The organism is Mycobacterium sp. TY814, assembly GCF_030755175.1.
In the GTDB taxonomy this organism is placed as follows: Bacteria; Actinomycetota; Actinomycetes; order Mycobacteriales; family Mycobacteriaceae; genus Mycobacterium.
This window is the reverse complement of record NZ_JAUFRY010000002.1, coordinates 1,178,520-1,192,617: the sequence shown is the minus strand read 5'-3', so window position 1 is coordinate 1,192,617 and position 14,098 is coordinate 1,178,520. Positions and strand designations below refer to the sequence as shown.

The 14,098-nt window shown below is 67.3% G+C and carries 15 protein-coding genes; 5 read left to right on the top strand and 10 right to left on the bottom strand.

The genetic code is table 11. From position 1 onward, the window contains the following. The first annotated feature begins 12 nt into the window (after nucleotides 1-12). On the top strand, nucleotides 13-699 hold the full coding sequence (locus QXH22_RS18890) for a DUF3153 domain-containing protein (RefSeq protein ID WP_306244123.1): 687 nt from the start codon (nucleotides 13-15) through the stop codon (nucleotides 697-699). 205 nt (nucleotides 700-904) lie between these two features. Here QXH22_RS18890 and QXH22_RS18885 read toward each other — a convergent pair whose 3' ends face one another. After that, a complete protein-coding gene (locus tag QXH22_RS18885; RefSeq protein ID WP_306276615.1) occupies nucleotides 905-1,798 on the bottom strand; it encodes a mycobacterial-type methylenetetrahydrofolate reductase in 894 nt (297 codons plus the stop codon). A 202-nt stretch (nucleotides 1,799-2,000) separates the two neighbouring features. Here QXH22_RS18885 and idsA2 point away from each other — a divergent pair, with 202 nt between their 5' ends. Continuing rightward, complete coding sequence (gene idsA2 / locus QXH22_RS18880) at nucleotides 2,001-3,062, top strand: bifunctional (2E,6E)-farnesyl/geranyl diphosphate synthase (RefSeq protein WP_306276925.1); 1,062 nt, start codon at nucleotides 2,001-2,003, stop codon at nucleotides 3,060-3,062. Nucleotides 3,063-3,065: 3 nt separating this feature from the next. Next, the gene (locus QXH22_RS18875; RefSeq protein WP_306276614.1) at nucleotides 3,066-4,589 is read left to right on the top strand and encodes an alpha-(1->6)-mannopyranosyltransferase A; all 1,524 of its coding nucleotides are present in this window, start codon (nucleotides 3,066-3,068) and stop codon (nucleotides 4,587-4,589) included. A gap of 20 nt (nucleotides 4,590-4,609) precedes the next feature. Here QXH22_RS18875 and QXH22_RS18870 read toward each other — a convergent pair whose 3' ends face one another. Continuing rightward, nucleotides 4,610-5,014 carry an Rv2175c family DNA-binding protein gene (locus QXH22_RS18870; protein ID WP_306240037.1) on the bottom strand — a complete coding sequence of 135 codons (405 nt, stop codon included), beginning with the start codon at nucleotides 5,012-5,014 and terminating at the stop codon, nucleotides 4,610-4,612. Between the two features lie 80 nt (nucleotides 5,015-5,094). On the opposite strand from QXH22_RS18870, the gene QXH22_RS18865 reads away from it, so the two are divergent. Beyond that, on the top strand, nucleotides 5,095-6,303 hold the full coding sequence (locus tag QXH22_RS18865; RefSeq protein WP_306240036.1) for a protein kinase: 1,209 nt from the start codon (nucleotides 5,095-5,097) through the stop codon (nucleotides 6,301-6,303). A gap of 11 nt (nucleotides 6,304-6,314) precedes the next feature. Here QXH22_RS18865 and QXH22_RS18860 read toward each other — a convergent pair whose 3' ends face one another. From QXH22_RS18860 to QXH22_RS18850, 3 genes are all read right to left on the bottom strand, one after another. Further along, the gene (locus QXH22_RS18860; protein WP_306240035.1) at nucleotides 6,315-7,703 is read right to left on the bottom strand and encodes a class II 3-deoxy-7-phosphoheptulonate synthase; all 1,389 of its coding nucleotides are present in this window, start codon (nucleotides 7,701-7,703) and stop codon (nucleotides 6,315-6,317) included. A gap of 33 nt (nucleotides 7,704-7,736) precedes the next feature. After that, nucleotides 7,737-8,243: a polyadenylate-specific 3'-exoribonuclease AS gene (locus tag QXH22_RS18855; protein WP_306240034.1), complete on the bottom strand. Its 507-nt coding sequence runs from the start codon at nucleotides 8,241-8,243 to the stop codon at nucleotides 7,737-7,739. Between the two features lie 98 nt (nucleotides 8,244-8,341). After that, on the bottom strand, nucleotides 8,342-9,205 hold the full coding sequence (locus tag QXH22_RS18850; RefSeq protein ID WP_306240033.1) for a hypothetical protein: 864 nt from the start codon (nucleotides 9,203-9,205) through the stop codon (nucleotides 8,342-8,344). 92 nt (nucleotides 9,206-9,297) lie between these two features. On the opposite strand from QXH22_RS18850, the gene QXH22_RS18845 reads away from it, so the two are divergent. Continuing rightward, complete coding sequence (locus tag QXH22_RS18845; protein ID WP_306276613.1) at nucleotides 9,298-10,575, top strand: glycosyltransferase 87 family protein; 1,278 nt, start codon at nucleotides 9,298-9,300, stop codon at nucleotides 10,573-10,575. 12 nt (nucleotides 10,576-10,587) lie between these two features. Here the strand turns inward: QXH22_RS18845 and QXH22_RS18840 are convergent, their stop codons facing one another. The 5 genes from QXH22_RS18840 to QXH22_RS18820 all read right to left on the bottom strand — a co-directional run bounded on the left by QXH22_RS18840 (nucleotide 10,588) and on the right by QXH22_RS18820 (nucleotide 14,003). Continuing rightward, nucleotides 10,588-11,337, bottom strand: coding sequence for a 1-acyl-sn-glycerol-3-phosphate acyltransferase (locus QXH22_RS18840; RefSeq protein WP_306240031.1), 750 nt, complete (start codon nucleotides 11,335-11,337; stop codon nucleotides 10,588-10,590). 96 nt (nucleotides 11,338-11,433) lie between these two features. Beyond that, nucleotides 11,434-11,814: a hypothetical protein gene (locus QXH22_RS18835; RefSeq protein ID WP_306276612.1), complete on the bottom strand. Its 381-nt coding sequence runs from the start codon at nucleotides 11,812-11,814 to the stop codon at nucleotides 11,434-11,436. Then, nucleotides 11,811-13,073, bottom strand: coding sequence for an ArsA family ATPase (locus QXH22_RS18830; protein ID WP_306244119.1), 1,263 nt, complete (start codon nucleotides 13,071-13,073; stop codon nucleotides 11,811-11,813). Before QXH22_RS18830 ends, QXH22_RS18835 begins: the two co-directional genes overlap by 4 nt. Beyond that, nucleotides 13,070-13,504 carry an SRPBCC family protein gene (locus tag QXH22_RS18825; RefSeq protein ID WP_306240029.1) on the bottom strand — a complete coding sequence of 145 codons (435 nt, stop codon included), beginning with the start codon at nucleotides 13,502-13,504 and terminating at the stop codon, nucleotides 13,070-13,072. The genes QXH22_RS18830 and QXH22_RS18825 overlap by 4 nt, the downstream gene beginning before the upstream one ends. Nucleotides 13,505-13,613: 109 nt before the next feature. Beyond that, entirely contained in the window at nucleotides 13,614-14,003 is a 390-nt protein-coding gene (locus QXH22_RS18820; protein WP_306240028.1) for a polyketide cyclase / dehydrase and lipid transport, read from the bottom strand. Nucleotides 14,004-14,098: the final 95 nt, after the last annotated feature.

The following is a 14,098-nucleotide window of genomic DNA, read 5'->3' as shown; positions in this document are numbered from 1 at the left end:
CCAGCCCGCGGATTGTTCACTGCACGGCGGCGCCGCGTGCTGGCCATTCTGATGCTGCTGATGCTGGTGCCGCTGGCCACCGGCTGCCTGCGCGTGCGCGCGTCACTGACGATCTCGCCCGACGACAAGGTGTCCGGAGAGATCATCGCCGCGGCAAAACCCAAGAACAACAAGGACACCGGGCCGCAGCTCGACACCAACCTGCCCTTCAGCCAGAAGGTCGCCGTGTCCAACTACGACAGCGACGGCTATGTGGGTTCCCAGGCCGTCTTCTCCGACCTGACCTTCGCCGAGTTGCCACAACTGGCCCATATGAATCCCGACGCCGCGGGTGTCAACCTGTCACTTCGCCGCAACGGGAACCTGGTGATCCTGGAGGGCCGGGCCGACCTGACCTCGCTGACCGATCCGGATGCCGACGTGGAGCTGACCGTCGCCTTTCCCGGCACGGTGACCTCGACGAACGGCGACCGGATCGAGCCCGAAGTGGTCCAGTGGAAGCTCAAACCGGGCGTGGTCAGCACGATGACCGCGCAGGCCCGCTACACCGACCCCAACACCCGTTCGTTCACGGGGGCGGGGATCTGGCTGGGCATCGCGTCGTTCGCCGCCGCCGGTGTGGTGGCGTTGCTGGCCTGGGTCAGCCGGGACCGATCACCGCGTTTCACGGCTTCGGGCGACAAGACGACGTCCGGTTAATCGCGATCGCAAGAGCGGCGTAGCCGGTCGCTGCGGGTCGCGACAATCGGTTAATCGATCGCAAGAGCGGCGTAGCCGGTCGCTGCGGGTCGCGACAATCGGTTAATCGATCGCAAGAGCGGCGTAGCCGGTCGCTGCGGGTCGCGACAATCGGTTAATCGATCGCAAGAGCGGCGTAGCCGGTCGCTGCGGGTCGCGACATTGGCTAAGCCCGGTCGGGCGCCCAGTAGGAGAGCATTTCGGCGAACGTCTCGAACGCGGGACCGGAAACGCCGTAGGTGGCCTCGAAGTGGATGCTGAGCGGAAAACCGAGTTCGGCCACCCCGTCGACCACCCGTTTGTACAGGTCCACCAGCATCCGGCGCTTCTGCTCGGGTTCGCTGCCGGCCAACTGCTTGACGAACTCCTGCTCTCCGGCCACCGCTTCGTTTCCGGGGTCCTGAATCAGCCAGTTGATCAGGCCGACGCGGCTCTCCATCTTGGGCACGAAACCGAAGGACAACAAAATCTCCGGCCGGTGATCGGTCTCCTTGGCGAACTCGGCCAGAAAATCGACGATCGCGTCGGAATACAGCAGCTGGGTCATGCCGTAGGTGGCGCCCTGGTTGCATTTGAAGTTGAACCGGCCGTGCTCGCCTTCCCGGGTGGGGATCACGATCACCCCGCGGTTGGCCACCGCGTCGCGGTAGATCGACAGCGCGTCGGTCGGTGCGACACCGGAGCCCTCACCGTCGTTCATCGTGCGCGGCACCCCGACGAACACCACGCCCTCCATGCCGGCGTCGGTCAGCTCGTGAAGGCGCCGGCCGAGGGATGCCTCGTCCATGAACGCGGTGACCTGGGTGCACAGTCCCCGCATGCCGGGTAGCTGCGGCCTGATGATCGACCAGAAGTCCAGGACGTCCAGCTTGGGCTTCATCGGCACCGGACGATCGTCGTCCTCGGCGATCATGCCGGGGATCATGACGTGCCGGATGCGGCCGTCGAGCCCCGATTCAGCCGAGTACCGCACCACTTTCTGCGCGTCTTCTGCCGCCTTCTCCTGACCCCCGTCCACGTTCGGCGGCACCAGCTCCAGCGCGATGGTGTTGAGCGTCACTCGGCTCCTCTTCCTTGTGTGAGAACTCCGACCCCCCGTGTCGGGCCACCACGACAGCATAGGGGCGGCCGGTGCGGCGACCGCAGCGCTGGGGGCTGCCGACGGGCCACCGACTGGCGGGCGGCATACACTGTCGGGCCAGAAGCACGCCGAGCAGAAAGGGGCACCTCCGGTGAGCCTGGAAGCATCGGCGGCCGTCCAGGTGGCCGGAGCCATCACCGATCAGCTGCGCCGGTACGTGCACGAACGCCGCGTCGAATCCGCCTTTCTCGGCGCCGATTATGAGGCATTGACCGCCTGGCTCGAGGACTTCGTGCTCAGCGGCGGCAAGCGGATGCGACCGGTCTTCGCCTACTGGGGCTGGGACGCGGTGAGCAACGAGGAGCCCGACGAGGACGCGCTCCTGCTGTTCGCCGCACTGGAGCTGCTGCACGCCTTCGCGCTGATCCACGACGACGTCATCGACGCCTCCGCGACGCGACGCGGCAAGCCGACCGCTCACATGCATTTCGCGGCCCTGCATCGCGACCGCGAGTGGCGCGGCGCCCCAGAGCAGTTCGGTGTGTCGGCGGCCATCCTGCTCGGCGACATCGCGCACGCCTGGGCGAACGACGTGATTGTGCGGGCGAGTCTGTGCCCGCCGGCCCGGCAACGGGTCGAGCGCGTCTGGTCCGATATCCGGACCGAGGTGCTCGGCGGCCAGTTCCTCGACATCGTCGCCGAGGCTTCGACCCCGGCGTCGGCCGCCGAGTCGGTCGCGGCGGCAATGACCGTCGCCACCTACAAGACCGCCTCCTACACGGTGTCGCGACCCCTGCAACTGGGAGCTGCCGCCGCGGCCGACCGGCCCGACGTGATGGCGGCCTTCCAGCAATTCGGCACCGACCTCGGGGTGGCATTCCAGCTCCGCGACGACGTGCTGGGCGTGTTCGGCGACCCCGCGGTGACGGGCAAGCCGTCCGGCGACGACCTGCGCTCCGGCAAGCGCACCGTGCTGCTAGCCGAGGCCACTCAACTGGCCGACGAGTCAGACCCGGTGGCGGCCAACCTGTTGCGCACCTCGGTGGGTACCGAACTGACCGATGCCCAGGTGCGCGAACTGCGCACGGTCATCGAGGATCTGGGCGCTCTGGCCGCCGCGGAGAACAGGATCACCGATCTCACCCAGCGGGCGTTGGCGACGCTGGCGGCGGCGCCGATCAGCGCGACCGCCAAGGCCGGACTGTCCGAACTGGCCCGCCTGGCCACCGAGCGGACCGCCTGACCCATGGCAGCCCCGACCTCAGCCACGGCGAAACAGACCTATCCGCAACGCCTCTCCCGGCTGCGCGTGTTCGCAACCGCCGCCGAGGGCGCGCCGGCCCGACTGGGTTTTCTGGGGTCGGTGCTCATCACCACCGGCGGCCTGGGCGCCGGCAGCACTCGTCAGCACGATCCCTTGCTGGAGTCGATTCACCTGTCCTGGATGCGTTTTGGGCACGGCCTGGTGTTGTCCTCCATCCTGCTGTGGATCGGGGTCGGCCTGATGCTGATCGCCTGGCTGCGGCTGGGCCGGCGGTGCCTGGCCGGTGCGACCACCGAATTCACCATGCGGGCCACCACCGCGTTCTGGCTATTGCCCCTGCTGCTGTCGGTGCCGGTGTTCAGTCGCGACACCTACTCCTACCTGGCGCAGGGCGCACTGCTGCGGGACGGCCTGGACCCGTATGCGGTCGGCCCGGTGGGCAACAACAATTCGCTGCTGGACGACGTCTCCCCCATCTGGACCATCACCACCGCGCCCTACGGGCCGGCCTTCATCCTGATAGCCAAACTGGTCACGATCATCGTCGGCAACAACGTCGTGGCCGGCACGATGCTGCTGCGGCTGTGCATGCTGCCCGGGTTGGCGCTGTTGATCTGGGCCGCTCCCCGACTGGCGCATCACGTGGGTACCGACGGCGCCAAAGCACTGTGGATCTGCGTGCTCAACCCGCTGGTGCTCATCCATCTGATGGGCGGGGTGCACAACGAGATGTTGATGGTCGGTCTGATGGCCGCCGGCATCGCGCTGACTCTGCAACGCCACCATGTCGCGGGGATCACGCTGCTCACCATCGCGATTGCGGTGAAAGCCACCGCGGGGCTGGCGCTGCCGTTCCTGTGCTGGGTATGGATGCGCCACCTGCGTGAGGATCGCGGCTGGCGGCCCGTGCGGGCGTTCCTGACAGCGGTGCTGGCCTCGCTGGCGATCTGTATCGTCGGGTTCGCGGTGCTGTCGCTGGTGGCCGGGGTGGGACTCGGCTGGCTGACCGCGCTGGCCGGCTCGGTGAAAATCATCAACTGGCTGACCATCCCGACGGCCGCGGCGAACCTCATCCACGCCTTCAGCAGCGGCTTCTTCGCCGTGCAGTTCTACACCCTGCTGCGGATCGCCCGGCTGATCGGGATCCTGGTCATCCTGGTGTCGCTGCCGTTGCTCTGGTGGCGCTTCCGCCGCGACGACCGGGACGCGCTGCTGGGCATCTTCGGCGTGATGCTGGTAGTCGTGTTGTTCGTGCCTGCGGCGTTGCCGTGGTACTACTCCTGGCCGCTGGCGGTGGTGGCCCCACTGGCCCAGTCGCGTCGGGCGATGGCGGCGATCGCGGGATTCTCGACGTGGATCATGGTGATCTTCAAGCCGGACGGGTCCCACGGGATGTACTCCTGGCTGCACGTGGGGCTCGCGACCGCGTTCGCGGTGCTGGCCTGGTACTCGCTGTACCGCGAGCCGGAGCCGAGCCAGGAACAGGTCCCGGTCAGCACCCCCTGATCAGGATCGGTGCGCCCTGATCAGTACGCCATCGCCTGGGCGCGCCGTACCACCTCGCGGGCCTGGTGGGCATGCAGCGCGTCAACCGGGCGGGCGTTATTCAGCGCGTCGCGCGAGCCGTCACGGGTGACGGTCAACGACGGATCTGGGGTGAACAGCCACCGCACGATCTCGGTGTCGTGATAGCCGCCGTCATGCAGGATCGTCAACAAGCCCGGCAGGCTCTTGACCACCTGCCCGGTATTGGTGAAGAACACCTGCGGAACCACCACGCCGCCGGCCCGCCGAACTGCGACCAGGTGGCCTTCGCGCAGTTGCTGCAGGACCTTGCTCACCGGTATGCCGAGCAGTTCGGCGACCCGGGACAGGTCGTAGGTTGGCTCGTCGGGATCCAGAACATCATCGCCGGCCGGGATACTGCCCACGACGTCAGTCTAGAACTTGCCGGGCGGTCAAGTGTGCGCGTTGTGCTGTCGAATTGCGCCGTCCACCTACGATGGCCCACGTGGTTGGAGGGGACCCGTTGGACAACGCCTTACTGGATGGCCGGTATCTGGTGCAGGCGAAGATCGGCAGCGGTGGCACCTCGACGGTCTATCGGGGATTGGACACGCGCCTTGACCGCCCTGTGGCACTGAAAGTGATGGACTCCCGTTACGCCGGTGATCAGCAGTTCCTGCACCGCTTCCAGCTCGAGGCGCGCACCGTCGCGCGGCTGAAGAACCCGGGCCTGGTCGCGGTCTACGACCAGGGACAGGACGGCCGGCACCCGTTTCTGGTGATGGAGCTGGTGGAGGGCGGCACCCTGCGCGAGCTGTTGACCGAGCGGGGTCCGATGCCGCCGCACGCGGTCGCGGCGGTGCTGCGCCCGGTACTGGGCGGGCTGGCCGCCGCGCACCGGGCCGGGCTGGTCCACCGCGACGTCAAGCCGGAGAACGTGCTGATCTCCGATGACTGCGAGGTCAAGATCGCCGACTTCGGCCTGGTGCGCGCCGTGGCGGCCGCCGGAATCACATCCAGCAGCGTCATTCTGGGCACCGCGGCCTACCTGTCGCCCGAGCAGGTCCGCGACGGCAACGCCGGTCCACGTAGCGACGTCTACTCAGCCGGGATTCTCACCTACGAACTGCTGACCGGGCAGACACCATTCAGCGGCGATACCGCGCTGTCGGTCGCCTATCAGCGCCTGGACAACGATGTACCGCCACCGAGCGCGGTAATTGATGGCGTGCCAAGACAATTCGACGAATTCGTGGCCTGCGCGACCGCTCGTGACCCGGCGCAGCGGTACGCCGACGCGATCGAGATGGCGGCCGATCTGGAATCGATCGTCGAGGAGCTGGGGTTGCCCGACTTCCGGGTTCCAGCGCCCCGCAACTCAGCACAGCACCGCGCGCTGGAGCACAGCCGCATGACGCAGCGCCCGGCCCCGTCTCCGGCTCCCCACCCGACCCGTCAGTTCACCCGAGAACCCGGGGAGGCCGCTCCCGCTGCCCCGGCGCTGCCCGACGACTACGACTTCGACGAGCTGGACGAGGCCGAATTTGGTCCTGACGCAGGGGAATTCGCCGGCATCCCGATGGACGAATTCGTCTGGGCGCGCCAGCACGGCCGCCGCATGGTGCTGATCTGGGTGGCCGTGGTGTTGACGCTGACCGGATTGGTGGCGACCGCCGCCTGGACGATCGGCGTCCACCTGAGCACGCTGCTCTAGTTCTGGTCGGGCTAGTCGCGCAGCATCTCCGCGACCAGGAAGGCCAGCTCCAGTGACTGCTGGGTGTTCAGCCGCGGGTCGCACGCGGTCTCGTAACGCCCCGCCAGATCGTTGTCCGAGATGTCCTGTGCCCCACCAAGGCATTCCGTGACGTTCTCGCCGGTGATCTCGACGTGGATGCCGCCCGGGTGGGTGCCCAGCGCGCGGTGCACCTCGAAGAAGCCCTGCACCTCGTCGACAATGCGGTCGAAGTGGCGGGTCTTGTAGCCCGTCGAGGACTCGTGGGTGTTGCCGTGCATGGGGTCGCACTGCCAGATCACCTGGTGGCCGGTGGCCTGGACCTTCTCGATGATCGGCGGCAGCACGTCGCGCACCTTGTTGTTCCCCAGCCGGCTCACCAGGGTCAGCCGGCCCGGCTTGTTGTGCGGGTCCAGGCGCTCGACGTATTCGACGGCCAGCTCGGGGGTCATGGTCGGTCCGATCTTGACGCCGATCGGGTTGGCGATCACCTCGGCGAACGCCAGGTGAGCGCCGTCGAGCTGGCGGGTCCGCTCGCCGATCCACACGGTGTGTGCCGAGAGGTCGTAGAGCTGCGGTTCGCCGTCCTGCACGTCTGAAAGCCGCAGCATGGAGCGCTCGTAGTCGAGCACCAGCGCCTCGTGGCTGGCGTAGATCTCGGCGGTCTGCAGGTTGCGGTCGGCCACCCCGCAGGCGCTCATGAAGCGCAGCGCACGGTCTATTTCGGAGGCCAGCGCCTCGTACCGCGCACCGGCCGGTGACGTGCGCACGAACTCGCGGTTCCAGTCGTGCGCCAGGTGCAGTGAGGAGAAACCCGACGAGGTCAGCGCCCGCACCAGGTTCATGGCGGCGCTGGCGTTGGCGTAGGCCCGCACCAGTCGTGACGGGTCGTGCGCACGAACCGCGGCGTCGGGAGCGAAGCCGTTGATCATGTCGCCGCGGTAGGACTTCAGGCCTAGCGCGTCGATGTCGGCCGACCGTGGCTTGGCGTACTGGCCGGCGATACGGGCCACCTTGACCACCGGCATGCTGGCGCCGTAGGTGAGCACCACGGCCATCTGCAGCAGCGTCCGGATGTTGCCGCGGATGTGGGGTTCGGTGTTGTCGGTGAACGTCTCCGCGCAGTCACCGCCCTGCAGCAGAAATGCCTCTCCCCGGGCCACCTGCGCGAGCTGTTCCTGCAGCCGGACGATCTCCGACGGCACCGTCACCGGCGGCACGCTTTCCAGCACCTTGCGCATCGCCGCCGCTTGATCGGGGTCCCAACTCGGCTGCTGGGCGGCCGGCTTGGCCAGCGCCGCGTCCAGCTGCGCCCGCAGGTCGGCAGGCAGCGGAGGCAGCGGCGGCAGCTGGTCGATCGGAATGTCGACGGTCCAGTTCATCGGTCCATGGTAGCTGTGGCCGTTCGTGGCTGATCAGGGCGAACGCCGCTGGCCCACATCGTCGCTGGCGGCGATAATCTGGAAGCGGCGCAGCTGATCCCGCGCGTCGACCAGCGCGTCGTGTGCGTCCGCAGATCTGGGCGGCAGCCGCGGGGATCCCCGGTCCTCCCACAGTTGGCGCAGCTCCCGGGTGAACCGCGGGATCGCCCTGGGCAGATTGGGCATCGTGCCCCACAGCTGACACAGGACCACGTGGTCGTAGGCCCCCAGCCAGGCCCACAGTTCGATGGGCTCAGAGCCGTTGACACCCAGGAATTGCTCCAGGTCAGCGCGGATCCGCCGGCGCGAGCGCCACAGCTGGGACGACGGTGACGGAAGCTTCGGCAGCACGTGGGACCGCACCCAGGTGCCCGCTCGTCCGGGATCGAATTCCGAGGAAACGGCGTAATACTCCCGGCCGTCTTCGGCGACCACCCCTATCGAGATCAGCTCGATGGTGCGGCCGTCCTCAATGAACTCGGTGTCGTAGAAGTACCGCACCGCCGCAGCTTAGTTCGCCTCAGCTGCGCGAGCAGACGCGAACTCGCACGCTGCGGCGCGCCGCAGTGCGAGTTCGCGTCTGCTCGCGGTTGCGGCAGTTACCCACCGATCAGGATGGGCCCGGTGTCGGGCGGCGGTGCGGGGTGCACCTCGAGGTCCAGTTGCGCGTCGACGGTGCGCTCGTCGGGCAGCCGCGGAGTTCCGGCGATCGCGCCCTGTAGCCAGAGCTTCGCCTGCACCACCGGCCGTCGCCACCGGCGTTCGCGCTGCAGCGCGCGCCGCATCTTCGCCGGCCGGGCGGTGTAGCGCCACCGCGCCCACGGGGCGTGCGGGCGCGACAGCCGGACCGCCCCGATGATGAGCAACACCACAATGAACATGCCGAGTAGCCCGGTCCACACCTTGCCCTTGAGGAGCACGATCACCGCCAGCGGCAGGGTGAACACCAGCGCCGCGGCAAGCGTGCTCTGCAGTGTCAGCCAGTCGCCGTCGTAGCGGATGGGCAGCACGAACATCAGCGGATGCAAACCCAGCATCAACAGCCCGGCCACCGCGACCGCGGCGAACACGGCATCCACCGAGCTGCGGCCGTCTTCTTCCCAGTACACATCGGACAGGTGCAGGATCAGCGCGTACTCGTCCAGCACCAGCGCCGCGCCCACACCGAAAAGTATTGCCGCCAGGGTCAGTTGGGGTTCTTGGCCATTGACCGCCAGCGTCACCAGGGTGAGGCCGGACAGCATGACCAGCACCACACCGAACGCCACGTGGTGGATGTGCACGGTTCCGACATGGATATTGCGCGGCTGCCACCATCGGGCCGGCCGGTCGCGGTCGGCCCGATGGCGGATGAAGCGGACGCAGGACCGCGTGACGAAGAAGGTGAGAATGAAGGCGACCAGACAACACAGGAGCGGGAGCCGACCGCGGTCGATGATGTCGTGCTGCAGCCAGTGGTGCACCTCAAAAAAGCTACGCCGGACCCGAGCGTGGTTCCGGCAAGCCGCGCTGCACGGGCCAGACAAGCCGAAATACCCGTTAGGCTGTCTTCGACATGAGTAAATGGCGGTCGCCCGGGGTGGGCAGTCGACTCGGGCGGGTTTCGCTATGGTGCCTGCTCTGGCTGCTTGCCGGCCTTGCATTGACGTACACGTGCTGGCAGTTATTCGGCCACATTCCTTACCGCATCGATATCGACGTGTATCAGATGGGCGGCCAGGCCTGGCTGGACGGCCGGCCGCTCTACCACGGCAACGTGATGTTCCACACACCCATCGTGGACCTCCCGTTCACCTATCCCCCGCTGGCCGCCATCGCGTTCAGCCCGTTCGCCTGGATGGGGATGCCCGTCGCCAGCGTGGTGATCACCGCGCTGACGCTGGTGGTGCTGTTGGTGTCGACCACGATCGTGCTGACCCGCCTCGACGTGTGGGCCGAATCGGCCCTCCTGCCCGGGCCCGCATGGCTGCGCCGCGCCTGGCTGGCGGTCGTGATCGTCGCTCCGGCGTCGATCTGGCTGGAACCGATCGCATCGAATTTCGCCTTCGGCCAGATCAACGCCGTGCTGATGACATTGGTGATCGCCGACTGCTTCCCCCGCCGGACCCCCTGGCCACGCGGCCTGCTGCTCGGTTTGGGTATCGCGCTCAAGCTGACCCCGGCGGTGTTCCTGCTGTATTTCCTGCTGCGGCGGGACAACCGGGCCGCGCTGACGTCGCTGGCGACGTTCGCGGGCGCGACGGTGCTGGGCTTCGCGCTCGCCTGGCGAGACTCGTGCGAGTACTGGACGGAAACGCTGCAGCACACCGACCGCATCGGCGAGGCGGCGCTGAACACCGACCAGAACATCGCGGGCTCGCTGGCCCGGCTGGGGCTCGATCAACACGAGCGTTTTCCGCTCTGGGTGCTGGCCTGCCTGCTGGTGCTGGCTGCGACGGTCTGGGCGATGCGCCGCGTGCTCAAAGCCGGCGAACCGACGCTGGCCGTCATCTGCGTCGCGCTGTTCGGGCTGGTGGTTTCCCCGGTGTCGTGGTCGCATCACTGGGTCTGGATGCTGCCCGCGGTACTGGTGACCGGGGTCCTGGCCTGGCGTCGCCGCAACATCGCGCTGGGCGTCGTCACCGTCGCGGGGCTGGCATTGATGCACTGGTCGCCAATCGACCTGCTGCCCAAGCACCACGAGACGACGGCCAACTGGTGGCGCCAGCTAGTGGGGATGTCCTACGTCTGGTGGGCCCTGGCCGTCATCGTCGTCGCCGGCCTCACGGTCACCGCGGCCATTGCGCCCACGCGCTCGGCGCCCCGGGACCGAACCCCGGTTGCGGCGGCTTAGCGCTTCAGTCCTTCAGCCGACCGCGGTCTCGGGAATCCGCGACGCAACCGACGACTCCGGTTTGGCAGCCTCGGTGTCGCCGTCCGCGGCGGTGCCGTCCTTGACGCTGGCGGCGTAGATGTCGACGTATTCCTGGCCGGATAAGCCCATCAGCTCGTACATGACCTCATCGATGACGGCGCGTTCGATGAAGTGGTTCCCGGCCAGGCCGTCGAAGCGGGAGAAGTCCATCGGCTTGCCGAAGCGGACCGTGACCCGGCCGAACCGCAGTCGTGTCGTGCCGGGTGGGTTCACCACATCAGTGCCGATCATCGCCACCGGGATCACCGGAACGCCCGTCTGCAGGGCGAGTCGCGCCAGGCCTGTCTTGCCCTTGTAGAGCCGTCCGTCCGGCGAGCGGGTGCCTTCGGGATACATGCCGAGTAATTTGCCCTGACCCAGCACCTGCTCGGCGGTCTGCAGAGCGGCCTGTGCGGCTTCGGAGTCGGTTCGGTCGATCGGCACCTGGCCGACGGCGGTGTAGAACCAGCGGTTGAACCAACCTTTGATCCCGGTGCCGGTGAAGTACTCGGACTTGGCCAGGAAGGTGATCCGGCGCCGCACGACCAGTGGCAGGAAGAAACTGTCCATCACCGCCAAGTGGTTGCTCGCCAGAATCGCCGGACCGGAGCTCGGAACGTGGTGCAGCCCTTCCACTTTCGGGCGGCCGATCAAGGACAGCAACGGACCCAGGAGGACGTACTTAAACAGGTAGTACCACATTGGCCCTCCCTCTCGCCCACACCCGTTGGTGTCTGGGCCAACTGTACTCACCCGCGGTGGTTGCGACCACCTCGCGAGCCCGGGCCGGGTGCCCGCTCACTCCTGAAGCGTAACCGGGATCGGCTGGTAGCCCGTCTTCTTGGTGCCCTCGCCGTTGGTCGGGCGCTCGGCGGCCGACCCGGCTTCGGGTGCCTCGGCCTGTGCCGGTACCGCCGAGCGGTCGATGTCGTCGACAATGGCCTGGATCACTTCCAGCAGGGCGACACTGTGATCGGCGATGACCGTCACCAACGGGTGCTGCTCGCCGCTGACCGCCGCGGCCAGCGCACACACCGGGCACCACACCTGCTGACACTTGCCGGGGGCGCCGCCCGAGGTCAGGGCGGCCGCCGCGCGCACGGCCGGATCGATCCCGTCCAGGATCGCCTGGGCAAGCTTGCGCAGCTCGGGACCGAGGTCGGTATGAGCCCCACTCACTTCGGCCATACCTCCGGATCGGGTTGAAAACGAACGGTCAATTCGGTGCCCCGCAGATGCGCGTCCAGCACCGTACACCTGCGCAGCACAGAGGCTAACCGAACCCGGCGGCGCACACCGCCGGCGCTGATGATCAGGTCGTCATCGGACCTGCCCAGGGCCAGCGATCGGGCGTCAAGTTGGGGCAACGACAACCGCATCCGGTACACCGATTCCAGACCGGTTCCGGATTCCAGGTCGACGACCGGATGCAGCGGCCCGGGCGGGTCCGCACCGCGGCGCCGGCGTGCGCTGTCGAGCAGCCCGCCCAGTGCCTTCGGCCCGATCGGCTCCCCCGCCTGGTGCGGCACCAGCACCAGTGCGACATCGCCGATCGTGGCGTCGAGTTCTTCCAGCACCGCGCGTTGCTCGGCGATCCGTTCGGCATACCAGTAGAACGCCGGATGGTCGGGCAGGCTGCTGTACTCGTAGGTTTCATCTCGCACCAGGACCTGGTTGACCAGCAGCTCCTCGACACGCACTCCCATCAGCGCCAACGACCCGAGCGTGCGCGCCGCTTCGGCGGCCACCACCCGTTCCGGGGTGAGCACCAGATGAGCCCTGACCAGGTCGCCGTCGGTGAGCAGGGTGCTGAGCCGTTCCACCCCGGCGCTGGTGCGTTCCAGCAGATTCACCAACGCGGCCGAGCGGGGGTCGTCGGCGCCGAAACTGAGCCGCCGGTGCCGCGGCCAGGCGCGTTCCACATACAGCCCGAAAGTGGCCGGCAGGGTCAACATCCGCAACGCGTCCGCTGTCGAGGCACAGTCGACGATGATGCGATCCCATCGGCCCGACATCGCAAGCTCACCAACGGCGTGCAGCCCGAGGACCTCCTGAATGCCGGGCAACGCCGAAAGTTCCTCGGGTGCAATGCGATTCAGTTCAGACTCGGAGAACCGCGCGTCCAGCGCGCCTACTACTTCGCGCCAGCGGTCCTCGAGCAGGGCCAAGGTGTCCAGCGCCAGGGCGTCGATGAGGCCACCGCCGGCGTCGGAGTCGTCGGCGTGCACCCGGACGGGTTCGCCTTGACCGGTCGGCGGAACCGGAATGCCCAGAACGTCGCCCAGGGAATGGGCCTGGTCGGTGGACACCAATAGCACGCGCAGTCCACCGCTGGCATCACCAACCGCGGTCGCGGACGCCAGGGTGGACTTCCCTACCCCGCCCTTACCGACGAACAGGCTGATCCGGGCCGGAGTAGGCGGGACGGAATCACTCAGCCCTCGACTCTTTTCTTCAGATCCTTCAATGCGCCGTCGATCAGCCTGCGTTCGGCCTTGCGCTTGAGCATCCCGATCATTGGAACTGCGAGGTCTACCGCCAGTTCGTACGTGACGTCGGTGCCGGAACCCTTGGGATTCAGGATGTAGGAGCCTTCAAGTGACTTCAGCAACGAGCTGGATTCCAGGGTCCAGCTCAGCGACTTACGGTCGTCGGGCCACTGGTAGTTCATGATCAGGGTGTCTTTGAAGATCCCCGCGTCCATCAACATGCGGGCCTTCTTGGGGTAGCCGTCGTCGGTGGCCTCGAGGACTTCGACTTCCTTATATTCGTTGATCCAGTCCGGGTAGGACTCGATTTCGGCGATCGCCTTCATCACCTCGGCTGGGTCCGCGTCGATGTAGATCGTCTGGTTGGTCTTGTCCGCCACTTGGCTGCTTCCCTTTCCCGGTCGGCCCCGGTCAATTGCGGGAGTGCCCCCGAATCTCCCGGCAGAAACGGTACTCTCTCTCGGCAATCTTGATGCCGATCTGACCCGGTTAAACTACCGGAGAACTCCCCACGGGACGTGACTGTTCCAGGGTCGTTTTCACCTCGAACGCCATGTTCTTGCCCGCCACGCGTCTGCGATGGGTCATCTTGGCCAGATTGAGCTTGGCCAGCTCCGACGGAGATACGCCGGTCGGTTCCGCATGCAGGAAGTAATGCAGTATCACCCCGTCCATCGACGGCTCCAGCCAGACTTCCATCGTGCCGGTGAGCGGGCCGCTCACCGCCCACCGGATGCCCTTCTCGGCGCGGTCCTCGGTGACCTGCAGCTTCAGGTCGGGCCACCACCGGCTCCACTTGGACCGATCCGCAATCGCGGCCCCGACCAGTGCGCCGGCTGCGGCGACGTACGTTTCGTCGGCGATCTGGATGCTGTTCATCGCCTCAGCTTCACATACCCGCCCGAGCGGGACCGGCGCAGCCCCGGGACCTTCCGGCAATCGCTCCGAACGCCTACCGGCCGTCGCCATCCTGC